The 19,000-nt window shown below is 57.9% G+C and carries 12 protein-coding genes; 6 read left to right on the forward strand and 6 right to left on the reverse strand.

The genetic code is table 11. The features are described 5' to 3' along the window. Positions 1–17: 17 nt before the first annotated feature. The gene (locus AU182_RS00475; protein WP_153039120.1) at positions 18–1,004 is read right to left on the reverse strand and encodes a TRAP transporter substrate-binding protein; all 987 of its coding nucleotides are present in this window, start codon (positions 1,002–1,004) and stop codon (positions 18–20) included. A gap of 98 nt (positions 1,005–1,102) precedes the next feature. After that, entirely contained in the window at positions 1,103–2,089 is a 987-nt protein-coding gene (locus tag AU182_RS00480; RefSeq protein WP_153039071.1) for a sugar kinase, read from the reverse strand. 481 nt (positions 2,090–2,570) lie between these two features. Between AU182_RS00480 and AU182_RS00485 the strand changes: the two genes are divergently transcribed. After that, positions 2,571–3,278, forward strand: a complete 708-nt coding sequence (locus AU182_RS00485) for a FadR/GntR family transcriptional regulator (RefSeq protein ID WP_066959329.1) — start codon at positions 2,571–2,573, stop codon at positions 3,276–3,278. Positions 3,279–3,318: 40 nt separating this feature from the next. On the opposite strand, the gene AU182_RS00490 is transcribed toward AU182_RS00485, so the two are convergent. Beyond that, positions 3,319–4,764, reverse strand: a complete 1,446-nt coding sequence (locus tag AU182_RS00490; protein ID WP_066959330.1) for a mannitol dehydrogenase family protein — start codon at positions 4,762–4,764, stop codon at positions 3,319–3,321. Between the two features lie 113 nt (positions 4,765–4,877). Continuing rightward, positions 4,878–6,053: a mannonate dehydratase gene (gene uxuA / locus AU182_RS00495; RefSeq protein WP_066959332.1), complete on the reverse strand. Its 1,176-nt coding sequence runs from the start codon at positions 6,051–6,053 to the stop codon at positions 4,878–4,880. Between the two features lie 557 nt (positions 6,054–6,610). On the opposite strand from uxuA, the gene AU182_RS00500 reads away from it, so the two are divergent. Beyond that, positions 6,611–8,632 (forward strand): hypothetical protein, encoded by a 2,022-nt coding sequence (locus AU182_RS00500; protein ID WP_066959334.1) that lies wholly within the window; start codon positions 6,611–6,613, stop codon positions 8,630–8,632. A 99-nt stretch (positions 8,633–8,731) separates the two neighbouring features. Here AU182_RS00500 and kduI read toward each other — a convergent pair whose 3' ends face one another. Both kduI and AU182_RS00510 read right to left on the reverse strand, forming a co-directional pair. Next, complete coding sequence (gene kduI / locus AU182_RS00505; RefSeq protein WP_066959336.1) at positions 8,732–9,565, reverse strand: 5-dehydro-4-deoxy-D-glucuronate isomerase; 834 nt, start codon at positions 9,563–9,565, stop codon at positions 8,732–8,734. Between the two features lie 53 nt (positions 9,566–9,618). Beyond that, positions 9,619–10,659, reverse strand: coding sequence for a DUF4861 family protein (locus AU182_RS00510; protein ID WP_066959338.1), 1,041 nt, complete (start codon positions 10,657–10,659; stop codon positions 9,619–9,621). A gap of 211 nt (positions 10,660–10,870) precedes the next feature. Here AU182_RS00510 and AU182_RS00515 point away from each other — a divergent pair, with 211 nt between their 5' ends. The 4 genes from AU182_RS00515 to AU182_RS00530 all read left to right on the forward strand — a co-directional run bounded on the left by AU182_RS00515 (position 10,871) and on the right by AU182_RS00530 (position 18,959). Next, positions 10,871–12,163, forward strand: a complete 1,293-nt coding sequence (locus AU182_RS00515) for a glycoside hydrolase family 105 protein (protein WP_066959340.1) — start codon at positions 10,871–10,873, stop codon at positions 12,161–12,163. Positions 12,164–12,206: 43 nt separating this feature from the next. After that, positions 12,207–12,980, forward strand: a complete 774-nt coding sequence (locus tag AU182_RS00520) for a glucose 1-dehydrogenase (RefSeq protein ID WP_066959342.1) — start codon at positions 12,207–12,209, stop codon at positions 12,978–12,980. Positions 12,981–13,204: 224 nt separating this feature from the next. Beyond that, positions 13,205–15,667 (forward strand): glycoside hydrolase family 2 TIM barrel-domain containing protein, encoded by a 2,463-nt coding sequence (locus tag AU182_RS00525; protein WP_066959344.1) that lies wholly within the window; start codon positions 13,205–13,207, stop codon positions 15,665–15,667. A 343-nt stretch (positions 15,668–16,010) separates the two neighbouring features. Further along, complete coding sequence (locus AU182_RS00530) at positions 16,011–18,959, forward strand: TonB-dependent receptor (RefSeq protein ID WP_066959346.1); 2,949 nt, start codon at positions 16,011–16,013, stop codon at positions 18,957–18,959. Positions 18,960–19,000 lie beyond the last annotated feature (41 nt).

A 19,000-nucleotide genomic window follows, 5' to 3' on the forward strand; every position in this document is an offset into this window, starting at 1 on the left:
TCGAGGCCGTTATTCTGTTAGTTGATTGCTTTGATCTGATCCAGCAGCGCACCCACGCTGGTGCCCTGGTAGCTGTCGTGCAGGGGTTTCACCGCATCGATAAAGGGCTGCTTGTCCGGATAGATCACTTCAACCCCGGCGGCTTTTACCGCAGCCAGTGATTCCTCCGTAGACTCCTGCCACAACTTGCGCTGGTAGGCCACCGCCTCTTCCACCGCCTGGTCCAGCCACGCCTGTTGCTGCGACGACAGTTTGTTCCAAACCTCGGTGCTGATCAGCAACAGGTCCGGCACATAGGTGTGCTCATCCAGGGTGTAGTACTTGGAAACTTCGTAGTGTTTGGACAGGTAAAAGCTCGGCGGGTTGTTCTCGGCACCATTAACCACCCCCTGCTGCAGGGCGGTATACAACTCGCCCCAGCTCACCGGGGTGGCGGCCCCGCCCAGGGTGTTGACCATTTTGATAGCGGTCTGGCTGTTCTGAACGCGGATTTTCTGGCCGTTAAGATCTGCGGGGGTCTGCACCGCAATATCGTTCATGTAGAAGCTGCGGCTGCCGGCATCGAGATAACCGAGCCCGCGCAGGCGCGCACGCTCACAGGCAACCAGCAACTCCTTGCCGATCGGGCTCTGCAGCACGCTCCAGAAGTGTTCGGAATCGCGGAATACATAGGGCAGGTTGAAGATTTTCATCTCCGGCACAAACCCTTCCATAGGGCTGGCGGAGACTTTGGTCATGGCCAGGCTACCGATCTGCAGCAACTCGATCAGTTCCCGTTCACTGCCCAGCTGACCGCCGGAATAGATATCGATGCGCATGGTATCGCCGGACAGCGCCTGCAGACGCTCATCCATAAACACCATGGCGCGATGTACGGAGTGCTGCTGGTCCAGGGTGTGCGCCAGCTTGAGGGCGAGCTGGTCTTCCTGAAAGCCACAGCTGGCCACCAATAGTGCAGCTGTCGCCACGGCCGCGGTGCGCATCTGGCACCAGACTTTTCTCATGATCATCGGTTTGACCTGTTATTTATTTTTTATCGGGTACAGGTTTTCTGGTTCCAAGCGCTGGCGAGCACCCAGGTGTCGTCGGCAGACCAGATTGGTCATACCATCGTAACAACTTGTTTGCTGGTGACGCAATCTTCAATTTCCGCGGCCGCCATGCAGGTGGCGCGGGGGATGATGGCGCCGCGGTATCCGATCACCTGCGCCGCACAGCGATTGCCCGCCGCCACACTGGCCTGCGGGCTGGCGCCCTGCAGGCGCGCCGCCAGATAGCCCGCATTGAAGGAGTCACCGGCACCGGTGGTATCCACCACACGCGGGACCGGCGGCACGTCAATCGCGGTCAGTTCACCCTCTAGCTGCAGCAGCACCGGTTCGGCGCCGCGCTTGATCACCAGCTCCGCAATTCCAAGGCTGGAATTGCGTTTCAAACAACTGCCTGCACGCTTGTCGCCCCACAGCGCCTGCTCGTCCTCAAAGGTCAGCAGAGCCATATCCGTCTGCTGCAGAAACTGACTCGTCACTGCCCGCGCGGCGTCAGCGGAAGCCCACAGCCGCGGCCGGTAGTTGCTATCAAACGCCACGCGCCCGCCCTGCCCGCGATATTCCTCCAGGAATACCAGCAGTTCAGCGCGCGCCTCTTCGCCCATGATGGCAAGGGTAATACCGGAGAGATAAAGACAGTCCATGGTGCGCAAGTGCGCCTTCAGGACCTCGCGACGGTCCGCATCCGCAAACAGTTCCCGGGCAGGCGCCTGGCCACGCCAGTAGGTGAAATAGCGCTCGCCGTCCGGTGTGTTCCGGATCATGTACAGCCCCGGACAGCGGCCCGGCAAACGCGCGATGGCGGAGGTAGCAATACCCTCCTCGGCCAGACGAGCAAGCACTTCCTCACTGTACGGGTCATCGCCCAGAAGGGTTACATAGCTGACACTGACACCGCCGCGGGCGATGTACACCGCGGTGTTGTAGGTATCGCCCGCATAAGATTGCGCCAGCAGCGGCTTGTCGCCGCCGGACCGCCCCTGAACCGACGCCTGCGGCGCCAGTTCCACCATAACTTCTCCCAGTGCTGCCAGCTTCACGGCGTTCACCTCTGTTGTATTTATCGTCGCCAGCCCGGCGGTTGCGCCAACCACGCACCAAGGCCTTACCAAAAAATTGCAATAGGTATAACCAATTTGGCAGGGCGAGGCAACTATTCTGCGCCACTCTCAAGGAGTTCGCTAAGCTACCTGCCAGGAAATCTGCTCAAATTTAGCGCAACCTCAACTGGTAATGCCACCTTACCAGATTATTCAGGTTTTCTACTGGATTGCAACCAGATTGCAACTGAATTGACAGAAGCCAACTGACAAACTTTGCGAACAACTTCTATGGGATGCAGGAATTCGCTAGAATCGCCAGGATATTGGGACTGGTGGTCAGACAGGTTGCATCCTTATTGGATCCAACAGACACCATTGAACGCGATATCCCGCGACAACCGGCCCTCAGCCAAGGGGCTGAGCCGGTCGCAGCCCGATTCACTCACAGACCTTATTTATATACAGGGGCGCGATACCCGTGGAACTGCAAGCAGTAAAAGCCGAAAGACTCTATTTAAAAGTTGCCGAGCAGCTCTCGGGGCTGATCACCAGCGGGTCGATCAAGCCAGGGGAGCGCCTGCCATCGGAACGGGTACTGGCAGAAAAGCTCGGGGTCAGCCGCCCCACCATTCGGGAAGCGATGATTGCCCTGGAAATTTCTGGTGTGATCGAGATCCGCACCGGCTCCGGTATCTACGCCACACAGAAACAGTACCAGCAGGCACAACCGGAAATCGGCGATAAGGGTGTCGGCCCCTTCGAAATTCTGGAAACCCGCTTCATTATCGAGTCGGAAGCCTGCGCACTGGCAGCGGCCCGTATTAGCGGCGAGCAGATCCGCGAGCTCAAAAAAGTGCTCAAGGAGATGGAAGAAGAGGAAAGTCGCGCGGACGCGTCAGAAAAGGCAGACTGGAAGTTCCACAGCATTATCGCCGAGGCCTCCCAGAACACCGCGATCATCGGCATCGTTAACTGGTTGTGGGAACTGCGCAATCAGTCGGAACTCAGCACCGGATTTATGGAGCGGCTGCGCGCGGAAGGTGTTCATCCCTCCATTGAAGACCACCGCAAGATTATTCTGGCGCTGGAACAGCGCAATCCGGAAAAGGCCCGAGCGGCCATGCGCAACCATATTGATAACGCCACTGCAGCAGCGGCAACCTACTTTGAACAGGACCCAGCATAAGCTGGGTATTGACCAGTAGCGCGCCACTGCGATCCGTGCGCTACCGCAGCTCCCTCAACAGCACTGCCAGAGCCGACCTGGCTCCCCCCTCGATCATCAGCGCCAGCTGATTGCGCACCCCAGTGACAAAATACTCGCTTTGCAGTAGCGCGGCAGGCACGATACCAGAGTGCGTCAACAGTGCCGCCACATGGTCGCGCGCTGGAAATTCCTGCTGATTTTTCTGGCGCTTGAGCATTGCCACCAGCGGCTGAGCCGCGCGATCCCGAAGGGGAAAACCCTGTTCTGAAAAGGTCCCGAGAAACACATACGCGAGCCAAGCGGCCATAACACCGGTGAGCAATGGACTCTGCTCGCCGCGACGAAGACGCTCCACTAATGGCTCAAGAATGCGTTGGGGTAGTTTCTGGCTACTATCGGAAGCCACCTGCTGGCAGGTATAGGGCACTTCGGGATTGGAGAAGCGGTTGAGCAACGTGGAACAGTAGCGCTCGAAATCGATATCCGGCAGCGTCTCCAGCGTGGGCAGTATTTCCCTGCGCATCAGCGCCATTACAAACTGGCGAATTTGCGGGTCGGCTGCAGCCTCGTAGATGCAGGTGTACCCCGCCAGCGCTCCGATAAAAGCGAGCGCTGAATGACTGCCGTTCAGTAAGCGCAATTTCATCCGCTCGTAGGGGGCGACATCGTCCACCACACTGACACCCACCGAGCGCCAGTCCGGCGTGGGCGCAATGAAGTTGCCCTCAATCACCCACTGGCGAAAGCTTTCACTCAGTAAACAGGCGGTATCACGGTAACCCGCACGCTCCTGAATACTTTCGGCAATGGGCTCGCTGGTGGCCGGCACCATGCAGTCCACCATGGTGCTGCAAAAACCGATTTCTCTCAGCATCCAGGTGGCGAGACCGCTGTCCTGCAGACGCGCCGCGCTCAGCAGGCAATCTCGTAGTAATGCGCCATTGTTCGGCAGGTTGTCACAGCTCAACAGATTAAAACCGGGTAGCCCTCGATCACGGCGAAGGCGACAAGCCGCCAGTAAGAAGCCCACCAGAGTTTTGGGCGTCGCCGGATGCAATACATCGTGCTCGATATCTGGGTGGGAAAGATCCAGCGCACGCCCGCCGGGCTTCAGGCAATAGCCTTTCTCGGTGACAGTGACCGTCACCACATGGGTGGACTCTGCAGCCAACGCCACGATCACTGCGGCGGGATTCTCTGGCGCAACCAGAACATTCGCTACAGATCCGACCACACGTAGATTTTCTCTACCCGAAGTTCGCTCGCACAGAGTGTACAGACAGTTCTGCGACTGCATCCGATCGCGTACATCCGGGTTGCGCAAGCTCACCGCGGTGATACGCCAGTCACCGCCGGACTTGCGCAATATGTCATCCACGTACACCGCCTGGTGAGCGCGATGAAAATTGCCGATACCAATATGCACGATGCCACAACCGTGTTCCGCGGGATTGTAACCGGGCATGGACACTCGATTGCCAAGGGTATTCCGCTTTTCTGAAAGCGACTTTAAAAACTGCAGATAAAGTTTGGGGGCCTGCGCAGATGGCTGCTTCGACAGAGTAGGCATAAGGAAATTTAGCTGATCGCTTTCAGTGCATGGATTACCCCGCGCAGCTCTGCCAATCCTTTGAGCCGGCCGACGTAGGAGTAGCCGGGCTTTGCCGAGCCAACCTGCAGCTCGTCGGCCATCAGATGGCCATGATCAGGGCGCATGGGAATTTCACAGTCAGCACCTGAGTTGCGGCGACGTCCCTCCTCTTCCAGCAACGCACGAATCAATCCGACCATGTCGTTATCACCAGCGAGGTGGTCGGATTCGTAAAAAGAGCCGTCCGCTTCCCGGATCACATTGCGTAGATGCACAAAGTAAATACGTTCGGCAAATTCCTTTGCCATCGAAACAAGGTCGTTATCTGCTCGCGCCCCAAACGAACCCGCGCACATGGTTAGCCCGTTGGCCGGGCTAGCAAAGGCGCCGAGCAGAGCGCGCGCGTCTTCTGCCGTGGATACTACACGCGGCAAGCCAAACAGGGAGAAGGGAGGATCATCCGGGTGAATACACATTTTCACACCTACGGATTCCGCCGCCGGAATGATTTCTCGCAAAAACAGGAACAGGTTTTCCCGATAGCGATCGGTACCCAGGGCGTTGAACAGCTCGATGGAGCGCCGAATACTGTCGCGATCGTGGGAGCCTTCACCACCGGGTAGGCCGGCAATAATGTTGCGTTCCAGCTGCGCGAGCTCGTCGCTGCTTTTCGTTTGTAAATAGGTTTCTGCACGCGCCAGCACTTCTACCGGATAGTCACCCTCCGCACCTGGGCGCTTTAGCACGTGGATGTCATAGGCCGCAAAATCGGCCATTTCAAAGCGCAGAGCCTGGCTGCCATTTGGCAGGGTGTAATTTAGGTTGGTACGGGTCCAGTCAACTACCGGCATAAAGTTGTAGCAGACAGTGGTCACTCCGGCCTTGCCCGCATTGATGACGGACTGACGGTAGTTCTCGATCATCCGCTCAAAGTCGCCGGTGCGCGCCTTGATATCGTTGTGCACCGGTATGCTCTCAATAACCGACCAACTCAGGCCTTCGGCCTCGATCATTACCTTGCGCTGCTGGATCGCCTCTTCCGGCCATAATTCGCCGGCGGGGATATCGTGCAGTGCACTCACGATTCCCGTCGCACCTGCCTGGGCAATATGCCGCAGGGTGATTCCGTCATCTGGTCCAAACCAGCGCCATGTCTCTTGCATCGGACTTTTCCTGTTCTTTCCTCTACCGGGCCTTGATCCGCGAGCCTCAGCTCCAGCGGCAGGTCGTGCACCGAGCATGCAACGCACAACTGGTAAGACCACCGGACCAATTAAACTCAGTTTTGCGCTAAATGACAAGTCCCGACCCAGGTAAAAACCAATATTAAGGACGTCCGGGATCATATTTGCCTGAATTTCAACCAAAAGCGTTCTTTTTAATGATTTTGGCGACAACGCTGGGTGAATTATTGCGTTTTGACTAAAAAGCCTAGTGGCTAGATTGTAAGGCCAGAAAAAGCCGCTTACCTTTTTCTTGCCGGCGACGCTGAGTTCAGCCGCCGGCAAAGGCCGGTGGTGCGGAAATGGTTGTATGACTGCCGGCTGCTTATCGCCCTGGTGCCACCACCGCGGTGTGTGCCAGACACCCAACCCTGGAATTTTTTCCGGAGATAATAATGAACAAACAAAACCAATCGCGATTCATGAGAAAGGCCACCGGATGCAATGGAACCCGGCAACAAAAGTGGCCAACCCTAGTATTAACGGCCACCACCCTAATGTGCACCTCGCTGAGCGGGCCGCTGCTGGCGGCACCCGGCTATAAAGGCGGCCAGTCCCTACCAACCAGTTTTAGCCAGACCATCAACGCGGCCGCCCACGGCGTTATAGCCAATGATGGGATGGATGATGCGGCCGCCTTGCAAAACATCATAGACACCATGATCCCACTGGGGAATTCACCGGCCAATCGCGTCGCCATCCAGCTGCCCGCGGGCGAGATCCATCTGGACGATGAGGTACACGTGGACCGCTCCGGTGTGGTGATAATTGGTGCCGGGAATAACCCGGCGAGCGGTACCAAGATCACCGTGCGCAGTTGGCAGCCCTACGGAGCAGACTCCAGCGGGGCACCGGACTTCGACAAAAAATACTGGCCCGGCTTTGGCGCCTTCCGTGTGGAAACCCGAATCAAACACGCGGGTGAGCAAAATTACGAAGGCAGTATCAACTTCCACTGGAAGCACAGTATCGAGTTTGATCAAACGGCATCCCTCGGCGATACCGTTTTGCACCTAGAAAATAATGGCGCAAGCAAATTTTCTGTCGGCGACCTGATCTATGTGGGCGCCGCTACGGATACCGCATTCCTGGATCTCGGACAGGTGCCCAGCAGCAAACGCTCAAAATCCCACTTGCAGACCGGGCATATGCGCACGCAGATTTTTACCGTGACGGCCCGCAATACCAGTAACGATACCGTCACCCTCGAAGCGCCGCTCGAGTTCGATATTCCGATCAACAACAGTAGCGGCTACAAAAGTCGGGTAATGCCGGTCACTGCCGTGAAAGATGTGGGATTCCGCGACTTCTATTTGCAAATGTCCACCGCTGGCACCAACTGCGCGGGCTACAACGGCAATGACTACTCCGCATCCAATCTCGCCGGTGTCGGCCACAAGTATGTGAACCTGTGTCCGGAGGATGCGATTCACGGCATCATTTTCAAATGGGCTGTGGATGGTTGGGTGGAAAATGTGCGTATGGAAATGCTGGGCTCGCATCCACTGGTCACCGAGTTCGCCCGCCATATGACGTTCAAGGACAATAATTTCCACGGATCCTGGAATAAAGGTGCCGGGGGTAATGGCTATTTCCGCGGTTCCAAACTCTACGACAGCCTGATTCAGGGCAATACGCTGTCGCGGCTGCGCCACCTCACATTACAGTGGTCTGCCACCGGCAATATCGTCGAGAACAATACGCTCGATAGTGATATCAACCTGCACGGTGGCTGGGAGCGCAACAATCTGATCCGCAACAATACGGTCGCGGTACCCTTCGAACATCGGAACTGGACGAACGGCGCTCCGGATAACGGCACCTGGCAACCGATCTGGTACGGCTCCGGGGATCACGCCAGCGACTGGTCCGGCCCCACGGGTCCGAACAATGTGTTTCTTAACAACAACCTGTCCAAGGCAACCAGTGCCGGTGCGTCAATTGTGCCCTGGGGTTTATTTGATGCACCTGGAGTCAGCTACGCGTTTGCCTGGGATGGCAGTCAGTTCGTGCATCTGAACGTCAGCGGCACGCCGGTAAGCACCTGGGACCAGAGTTTCGCGGAAGATGTGCATGCACAGATGCCGCTTTCCGGGGTTTACACCACTGGCAGTAGCGGTGGCTCGTCCAGTAGCTCGTCCAGTAGCTCATCCAGCAGCTCCAGCGGCGGCAGCAGTTCCAGCAGCTCGACATCCAGTAGCTCGAGCGGTGGCAGCTCCAGTGGCGGCAGTGGCAGCTGCAACAGCTATATCGATTTGCCTTGGGACCGCCGCCATGAAATTACCCTGAGCAGCGGCAGTTGCGTGCGCTTCGATCTCGACCTTTCTGGCGAGAGCTTGCAAGTGTGGGACAGTGACGCCAATTCCAGTTGCGACTTCCGCGGCACCATTACCGCTGTGGACGGTAGTGGATCGCTGACCGTTTCATCCAACTACGCCTCTTCCAATGGATTCAGCGGAACAACCCTCAAGTACCAGCCAAACAACGGCTGCACCTACGTGAAAACCCGCGCGTATTAATCCCTTATCGGCGGCACACGGTGCCGCCACTCTCTCAGTAAAAAAAAGCCCCACGCGAGGTGGGGCATCAATTTTGGCGGAGAGAGAAACAGCCAATAACTAACCGAGGTCGCCTAGGCTTAGGTGATCCATATCATCAAACTGCTGGTTTTCCCCACCCATCGCCCACACAAAACTGTAATTACAGCTGCCGGCACCACTGTGGATGGACCAGTGCGGGGAAGCGATAGCCGTTTTTGGTGCGAGCGGAAGCGCGCGGGTTTCATGGGGCTGCCCCATAAAATGGAAAACGCGTTCGTCCTGGGGAAAATCAAAGTACAGATACACTTCTGTGCGCCGGCGGTGGGTATGGGGTGGTTTGGTATTCCACACGCTGCCACTGGCAAGACGGGTAATACCCATCACCAGCTGGCAACTATCCACCACCCCGGGGCAGATGGATTGGCAGATGACCCGCTCATTACTGCCATCAATGCTGCCGAGTTCTACCCGGTTGGCTTTATCCAACGGGATATGCACGGTTTCCGTCACCCGGTGCGCCGGGTAGCTGACCAGATAAAATTCCGCAGGTGCAGTGTCGTCCGCGGTAGTAAAGGTCACCGACTTACTACCACGGGCAACGTAGAGACTGTCGAATTTTTCCATCGGGTACTCCTTGCCGTCCACCACGACAACGCCCGCACCACCAATATTCACTACACCCAGCTCGCGCCGCTCGCAAAAATATGCGCTGGCAAGCTCTTTGTGGGTGGGCAGCGAAAGCGGCTGCTGGGTGGTAGGGACCGCCGCGCCCACCACCGCGCGATCCACGTCGGTGTAGGTCAGGTTGAGAGCACCGCGCTCAAACAGCGACTCCATACAAAAAGACTCGCGCAACTCGGCATTGGTCATTCGCTGATAGCGCACGCTATCGGCACTGTGAAGAAATTGCATTTTGGCTCCTTAACGCTTTCGCCAATTAAAAAGTTATTCGGTAACGGACGGTGTTACTGGTCAGTTGCCAGAGCCTGCGCGGTCGCATTCAGGTAAGCGACAAACTGCACACGACTCTGGATATCGCCATCGCGCCACACCGCGGCAAACTGATATTCCGCTTCATGTCCACCCTTCAACAGCACCAGATGGTTGTATTCATCATCGGTAATCCGTTGCAGATCTGCATTGCGGAAAAAGATCGCCATGCCCAGATTGTCGTCCGCCAGACTTTGCGCACCCCAGGTCGCGAGATAGCCCCACTCGCCGCTGTCTTTCCCGGAAACCAAGGGCTCCAGGCCGTGACGCACGATGCCGGTGGCCCAGGTTTCTGCCGGAACTTCGGTTTTTGTGTGCACCCGGGTCAGACGGGAGCCCGGCGCAATACGCAGGGTCATTTCAAGGTCCCGCTCGATATCAGCAGACTTCCAGCCTTGGTATTGCAGGCGCACACCGGAGGACTCAACTTCGTTAAACACATTGACCGAAGCACCGGTGAACTGTCGTACCCCTTCCAGCTTGCCCTCATGCCACACACCAACACCGCCAATACCCAGGGATGGGCCGACCTTCAGCACATCCATCCCCCAGTCAGCGAGTGCGTGATAATCGGTTCCGTCCTGGCCCACTTCCGGCAGCACCAGTTGCGGTTTTGTCTTGCCGAAAATATCGATGGCCGCACGCTCATCGAAATAGAGCCGGTAGGCCACCAGCTCTGATTCCCAGCCCGGACCTTCGTACTTGAACAGGCGGTTGCCGATCTGGTGGTCATCCGGAAGCTGCATGAAGTCCACCGGCACATACTCGCCTCCCTGCAGCTTGCCATCCTCTCCCGACACGCCGCCGCGGCGCACGGCCAGCTCCGCATATGCGCCAGATACACCGACATCAGCAATAGGATCTGCCAGTTCTGCACCTGAAGATGCGTTCTGCTGCAAAGCCTGAGCGGGCTCCGATTGCGCCGCCGGCTGTGAATTGCGGTTATCCGTGCAGCCACTCATCGAAATCAGGGTGACGGCCGCTGCCAGCGCCGCCTTGTGCGTGAAATCCAACATTATTATTTCCCCACCTAGACTTTATGGTAAGGCCAACATACACTACCGCAACTGGTATTACCACATGACCAAATGCACAGTGGTCAAAGCGGGTTCAACGCGGAAGAGGTAGCGACCCGCTTCTGCAATCGGTAAAAGCGCACATCTGATACGATCGTGCCAACTACCGGGCGCACCCAGAACGACAGATAACAGTAATAAAGGTGGCATCATGACTCTGAACCGAAGCCTGCAACTCGGGCTGGGACTGCTGATTGGCGGTCTCTGCACCAGCATCCACACTTCTGCTAACGCCTTCGCCAGTTCCAGCGGTGCAGCACAGGCAGAGTATTGGCCAGAGCCAGTTACCTGGCAGGCACCCTTGGCCGAGATCCCGGCCTATTCCGAAAAGCTTTCCCCGGCACTCAACGAAGCGGACATCACCGCCGCCGCCAACCGTGTGGCGGACTGGCAGCTGAGCCAGTACGACCTGCGCAGCAACATGATGCGCGCGGAAGGCCGCGCCAGTGGCATTCCCCAGGGCTGGATGTATGCCACCTGGCAGATCGGCCTGCTGGAGTGGGCCAAGGTCAGCAAGCAGCTCCCCTACGAACAGGCAGTAATCAATAACGCCTTCACCAATCAATGGCTGCTTGGCCCGCGGGTGCACCACGCCGATGATCATGCAATGGGTACTGTGTATTTGGACCTATACGAGCGCATGGGTGGCGAGGAAAAAATCGCGCATCTGAAGCAACAGTTCGAAAAGGTGCTGGCGAATCAGCCGGACACCAGCCTCTATTTTGATGACGGCGATAAATTCCATCAGAACCTTGCCCACCGCAATTTCGACGATCCCGCCTGCACCATTCGCTGGTGTTGGGCCGATGCGATTTTTATGGCACCGCCGGTGTGGGCGGAACTGGCCCGCATCACCGGTTCACAAAAATACCTGGATTTTATGGACAAGGAATTCTGGGTAACCACCGACTACCTCTACAACACCGATGAAAAACTCTACCTGCGTGACAGCCGCTATTTCGAGCGCAAAGATAGCAAGGGCCGCCTGATCTACTGGGGCCGTGGCAATGGCTGGGTGCTGGCCGGTATTGCACGCACACTGAAAGAGCTGCCGAATCACTTCGCGGAAAAAGAGCGCTACGAAACCCTGTTCCAGGAAATGAGCGCACGCCTGGTCGACCTGCAACAAAAAGACGGTAGCTGGCCCTCCTCCCTGCTGGAGATCGAGGAACAATCCCCACCCGAATCCAGCGGCACCGGCCTACTGGTATACGCACTGGCCTGGGGTGTTAACAGCGGATTACTGAAAGACGAGAAATACGTGGATGCGGTACACAAGGGCTGGGCGTCATTAGTGAATAGCGTGCAGCCGAACGGCAAGCTTGGCTGGGTACAGCAGGTCGCCTTTGCACCGGGCTCCGCCACTGCGGAAGACACCCAGCTGTACGGCACCGGCGCACTGCTGCTGGCAGCATCGGAAGTGATTCAGCTCGACGACAAATAAACACTCACGTACCGCAAACCGAAGTACAAGGAGAGGTCGCACTATGACCGATTACCTACAGCAACAGTTTGGCCTGCACGGCAAAGTCGCCATGGTGACCGGTGCCAGCCGCGGACTGGGCAAGGCCATGGCCCTGGCCCTTGGCCGCGCCGGTGCGCGTGTGATTGTGGTTGGCTCCACCCCCGCCAGCGCGGAAACCGCATCTCAGGAGCTGAACGCGGAAAATGTGGACGCCATCGCGCTTGGCTGCGACCAGTCCAAGCCAGAGCAAATCGATGCGCTGTTCCGGGAAGTGGAATCGCGCTTTGGCCGTTTAGATGTTCTGATCAACAATGCCGGCACTATCCGCCGCGCACCAGCGGTGGATTACTCCGACGAGGACTGGAACGCGGTAATGGACACCAACATCAACGGCGTGTTCAGAATGTGCCGCGCCGCCGGCGCGATGATGCTGAAACAGGGCTCCGGCAAGATCATCAATATTGCCTCCCTGCTCAGTTTCTCTGGAGGAATTACCGTGCCCGCCTACGCCGCCAGTAAAGGGGCGGTATCCCAGCTCACCAAGGCGCTGGCCAACGAGTGGGCCGCGAGCAATATCCAGGTCAATGCCATCGCCCCGGGCTATTTCGCCACCGACAATACCGCAAACCTGCGCGCAGACGCCGAGCGCAACGCGGCGATCAGCGCGCGTATTCCGGCCGGGCGCTGGGGCAACCCGGAAGATCTGGCCGGTGCGGCAGTGTTCCTTGCATCACCCGCAGCCGACTATATGAACGGACACATCATGCTGGTAGATGGCGGCTGGATGGCCCGCTAGCGAATACCGGGAAAATTACTGCGCGTACGTCTGGCGACGCCCGGCTGTGCTGGTGCGCCAGCCCGGTCGCTGCTCGCGTACTAATGTACGCTCCGCGGTCTGTGCGCAGGCGGTCACCACCAGACGCCCGCTCGCTACATTTTCTCAGCATTCGCAATACTTCTAGAACATTGATTTAGGCAATTCCGAGAAACAATTTCGATAAAAAATTTACGGAGCCAACCATGCAACGCGTAGAGGAATCATCCTCACTCTCAAGCATCGCACTATTTTTTTGCGGTGCTTTTTTTTACCTGCTGTTTTCCGCGGCCTGGGCTTCAGCGCTACAGGAACAGCAGCTTTTCAATAGCGACTGGCAATACCTGCAAGATGAACGGCAATCGCCACCACTGCTTGATGCCGCGGGCGCAGTTGGTGTGACCTTGCCGCACACCTGGAACGCCACCGATACCATCGATGCGCAGCCCGGGTACCGGCGCGGTGCAGGCTGGTATAGCAAGCGATTCCGGGTCGCGGACAATCTCCCCGCCGGCACTCGCCACAAGCTCTACTTTGAAGGCGCCAACCAGAAAGCCCAGGTTTATCTGAACGGACACAAAGTGGGCGAGCATATTGGTGGCTACGTTGGCTTTACCATCGAACTTACCGAACACCTGAAACACAATACCGACAACCTCGTACAAGTGCGCGTATCCAACGAATACGATCGTAACCTGATTCCGTCACACAAGGCTGACTTCTTTATTCACGGCGGCCTGACCCGCGATGTGTGGCTGCAGCAACTGCCCATGGACCACATTCAGTCTGTGGCCATCACCACCCCCAAGGTGAGCAATGAGTCGGCGCAGACAAAGGTACAGGTGATCCTGGATCAGGCGTCTGCGGCGAGTAAAAAACACAGGGCCGCGCGCCTGCATCTGACACTGCTGGATCCTGCGGGGATTAGCGTTAGTAACAGCACAACCGAGATCAGGGGCGCACAGGTAGAGGCCGAACTCCCTCAGTTGCGGCAACCGCAACTCTGGTCCCCGGACTCTCCCGCGCTCTACACATTGGTTACCGAGCTGCAGGACGCCAACGGCAAAACCCTGCATCAGTATCGCGAGCGCTTCGGCTACCGCTGGTTCGAGATGCGCCCGAACCAGGGGTTCTTCGTCAATGGGGAACGGGTTCTGATTCGCGGCACCCACCGCCACGAAGAGCATGCCGGTATCGGTGCCGCCATGAGCAACGCCCAGCACCGTGCGGATATGCAGCAGATCAAACAGATGGGGGCCAACTTTGTGCGCCTGGCACACTATCCGCAAGACCCGGAAATTTACCGCGCCGCAGACGAACTCGGCCTGATCCTGTGGGATGAACTACCCTGGTGTCGCGGCGGCATGGGAGGAGAGGTCTGGAAGGAGAATACCGAGCGGCTGCTGCGTGAGCAGATTGCGCAGAACTTCAATCACCCGAGTATCGCCTTCTGGTCGCTGGGTAATGAAATCTACTGGGAAGAGGACTTTCCCGGTGGTGGCGACGATGCGCTGGTGCTGCCCTACTTAAAGCACCTCAATCAGGTCGCCAAGGAACTGGACCCACAGCGTATGACCACCATCCGCAAATACTACCCCGGCGCCGATGTGGTGGATGCATTTTCCCCGTCCATCTGGGCGGGGTGGTACGGCGGCGCCTATGGCCAGTATGCAGCCACGCTGGAAGACGCCATGGGCAAGTACCCCGCCTTCCTGCATATGGAGTACGGCGGTTCCAGCCATCGCGGCAGGCACACAGAAACGCCGCTGGGGGAAAACGGTATTCCCGACGCCCAGGTCTCCGTTACCGAAGCCATGAACCAGGCGGCGGTAAAGAGCGTGGCGAAAGACAGCGACTGGAACGAAAACTACATGGTGAACCTGTTTGACTGGCACCTGTCGGTGAGCGAAAACATCGAGCATTTCGCCGGCAATGCACAGTGGGCGTTCAAGGATTTCGGCACCCCGCTGCGCCCGGAAAACCCCCTTCCCTATATCAACCAGAAAGGCTTAGTGGACCGCGCCGGCAGCCCCAAGGACGCCTACTACGTATTCGCGAGCTACTGGTCGCAAGTCCCTTTTTGCCGCATTGAGTCCCACACCTGGACCGTACGCTTTGGCCCCGAGAATGGCCGCCCAGTGAAAGTCTACTGCAACACAGATTCCGCGGAGCTTTTCCTGAACGGTAAAAGCCTGGGTATGAAAAAGCGCAAACCAGGGCAGTTTCCCGCACACGGGCTGGTATGGCTCGTGCCGTTCGAGGTTGGGGAAAACCAGCTGCATGCGATCGGCAGAAACGCCGCCGGCAAACAAATTGCCGAAGATGGCTACGGCCTTAGCTACCACCTGGGTGAACCTGGTAAGACGGAAAAAGTAGTGCTCTCCGCTGCACCCACTGCCAATGGCGACTATCTGATTACCGCCGAAGCCCTGGACAAGCACGGACGGCGCGCGATCGATTTCAGCGAGCGCGCCTATTTCTCCGTGCTGAATGGTGCTGGAGAACTGATAGAGAACCAGGGCACCTACTCCGGCTCTTCCATTATTGAAATGGCCAATGGCCTTGCCACCATACAGTTCAGCCCGGGCTCCCGCCCGGCGGTGGTGGAATTCCGTACCCAGAACATCAAGGGCGCCTATATTGAGTTGCCGGCGGCACAATCCCACTGAACCGGGCTAACCTGCCTCAACCGCCTAACCCCCTTCATCGCCCTCTAAGCCCTGCACAATAAGACCTGTGCAGGGCTTTGCTTCTTAGCCGCCAGCACTGCCGAAAGCACTTGCCTGCAATCCCCCGACGACCCCAATTGACTGCCAATATGGCGCAATAAGCGCCACAATATGCCTTCGGACACCTCAATTTTCGACTGGATAGATGGTAAGGCCACTTGACGACCTGTCATTTTTCCTTGACCATTGCACAACCTGTCCAAGTTTTAGCGATGGTAGGTTCTGACAGCGGCACCGTCAGACAACACATGAAAATAACAAACAGACCTTTGAGGGCCTGATCATGACAAGCAATCGAATTCGTCCGACGTTCACCAAAACCCTGCTGAGCACCGTCATCGCTCTTGCCGCGGCACCCACTCTGGCGCAGGAAGGTGGCACTCTGGAAGAGGTAGTGGTAACCGCACAGTTCCAGCGCAACCTGGACAACGCGCTGGATACAAAGCGCAACGCCTCCACCATTGTCGATGGCATATCTGCCGATGACATCGGCACGCTGCCGGCACTGGATATGGGTGAAGCCCTGCAGGCCGTGGCCGGTGTGCAGCTCAACCGCGAGGGCGAGCGCCGCGAGTCCAGCATCAACCTGCGCGGCATGCCCTCCGGCTTCGTCCAGACCACCGCCAACGGCCAGACTTTCGCCAGCCCGGCCCGCAGCACCAAAGCGTTCGGTGCCCCCAACCCCTTCGGCGCCTTCGACCCGGCCGTATTCAACGGCACCAATGTGATCAAGACCCAGACTGCGGCCATGCAGGAAGGCGGCATTGCCGGTACCGTGGACCTTATTCTGCCGCGCGCACTGGACAAGAAAGACGGCCGCCTGAGCCTGTCCGTTGCCGGCCGCAGCGAACAACTGGCGGACGAAGTAGATAGCGAAATGGTGCTGTCCGGCTCCAAGCACCTGATCAGCGACCAACTCGCGGTCACCACCACCTTGGCGACGTCCGAGCAAACCTTCCGTCGCGACACCGTGAAGATCAACCGCTACGACAAAATCCCCACCAATGGCAATTTTGTCGGCGCCGATGGCGAGGACTACGCGACCTGGGCGGCGGCCAACGACCTGCCGGACAACGCGGTAGTAAAAATGCCCGGTGAACTGCGTCAGGGCTCTGAGCTCAACGAAGGTTCCCGTACTTCTTTCTCCGGCGGCATCGAGTTCCAGGCCAACGACAACCTCAAGCTCGGCCTGAACGTGCTGTACACCGAGCGCGACATGAACGACAACGGCCAGCAGGAATTGGATCTGCGCACCCGCAGCGGCGGCACCATCATTACCCCCAACAGTGATCCGCGTAACACCGGCACCGTGGACGACAACGGCAACCCGATTTTCGTGGTCTCAGACATCCTGTTTGACCAGGTGGACTATCGCAACACCTCCCGTATCTGGGATACCTACGAGCAGGCCCAGGCCGTGCTGATGGATGCCGAGTGGGCCAACGACGACTGGACCGTGGACGGCCTGGTCTCCCTGTCTTCTGCGGAAAACAACTGGAGCGAACTGTTCTACACCCCGATCTTCAAGGCGGGTACCAGTGGCATCTCCGGACGTCTCTACACCGGTGAAGGCGATGTGGGCAACTTCGTTACCGAATTCGGCGGCCTCGAGAACGTCAATCTCGACGGCGAGTGGCGGGTAAAAGACACTCTGAGCAGTTCCGGTGTCACCAACCTGGTGGACAACCCCAACATCCAGGCACTGGTGACCGGGACCTACGAAACCCTGGAAACCGAGGCCAACTCATTCGAGTTCAACGCCAAGCGCGAACTGGAAATGCCGGTGGTATCGGCGGTGTCGTTCGGCTATCGCCACTCGAGCCAGACCCAGGATTCCGATCGCCTACGCAGCTCGCCCACTGGTATTGACCTGAACGGCATCCTGAATAATGACGCCATCGGCAATCCGGCCTATGTCAGTCAGGGCAACTTCTTCGGCGGCGACGCGCCCGGCTTTGCCGGTGCCGGTGAAGGCTGGTACGCACTGGATGTGGACGCGATCAACGCACTGGCAGCGGCCTCCATCGGTGATGTGGCCCCGGACCCTGTAACCGGCGAAGTGCCCGTGCGCGTTCCGGCCACCGGCCTGATTGCCCGCGGTGGCCAGCAGAGCGCAGGCCTGGTGTACGACGTGGAACTGGATACCTCCGCGCTGTACCTGATGACCGACCTCGAGTTCACCGTTGCCGATATGCCGGTTTCCGGTAACGTGGGTGTGCGCTATGTCAGCTCCGAGCAGACCGCGTCGTCCCCTTATTACGCCTTCGGCGCTACCGACATCAACAATCCGGAACAGCGCGCAGTGAAGAGCGACTACGACTTCCTGCTGCCGAGCCTCAACCTGGCGATGGACCTGCGTGAAGACCTGATGCTGCGTGTGGGTTACGGTGAGTCCATGTCTCGCCCGAACGTGCGCGCCGCCACTCCGGCCACCACCATTTCCTCGCGCCCGGGTGAAGTGAACATCAAGCTCCCCGGCGCCGACGTGGAGCCGTTCTCTGCACGCTCCTATGACGTCTCCCTGGAGTGGTACAACCGCGAGGGCAGCGCCATCACCATCGCTGCCTTCCAGAAGCAGATCGACAACTTCTTTACCGCGGTGGCCAGCTGTGACGCCGGCCTGCTGTCCAGCTACGACGTCAATATCGGCAGCCTGTCCCTCGACGGTGACAACTGTGTCACCAACGGTGTAGACGCGTACGATGCCATCGACGCGGACTACATCATGGCGGGCGACCAGGTCAGCATCAGTAAAATCCAGAACGTGGATGAGCAGATCGAGGTCAGCGGTTATGAAATCTCCATCCAGCAGAACCTGAGCTTCCTGCCCTACCCCTGGAATGGCTTCGGCGGCATCGTCAACTACTCCAGCACCTCGCAGGACTCCCCGCTGGAAGCCCGTATCCCCGGTATTTCCGATGACACCTACAACGTGATCGGTTACTACGAAGACGGTCCCTTTGGTATCCGTCTCGCGTACAACTACCGCAGTGAATACGAGCTGGAAAGTGTCGGCACCTTTAACGGTGAAGGGAACAAGAACGTGAAGGCCGCCGGTCGCGTTGACCTGTCGGCCTACTACAACGTAACCGACAACTTTTCCCTTTCTCTGAAGGGCTACAACCTCACCGAAGCACTGTACGAGGAATACCAGGATACCCAATTCCAGCCTCGTGCCACCCACTTCGACGGTCGCACTTTCGTGCTGCAGGCTAAGTACAAGTTCTTCTAAGCCCGCAATGTGAAGACCGATACGTTAGATGGTGAAAAGGG

This window comes from Microbulbifer sp. Q7, assembly GCF_001639145.1.
Classification (GTDB): Bacteria; Pseudomonadota; Gammaproteobacteria; order Pseudomonadales; family Cellvibrionaceae; genus Microbulbifer.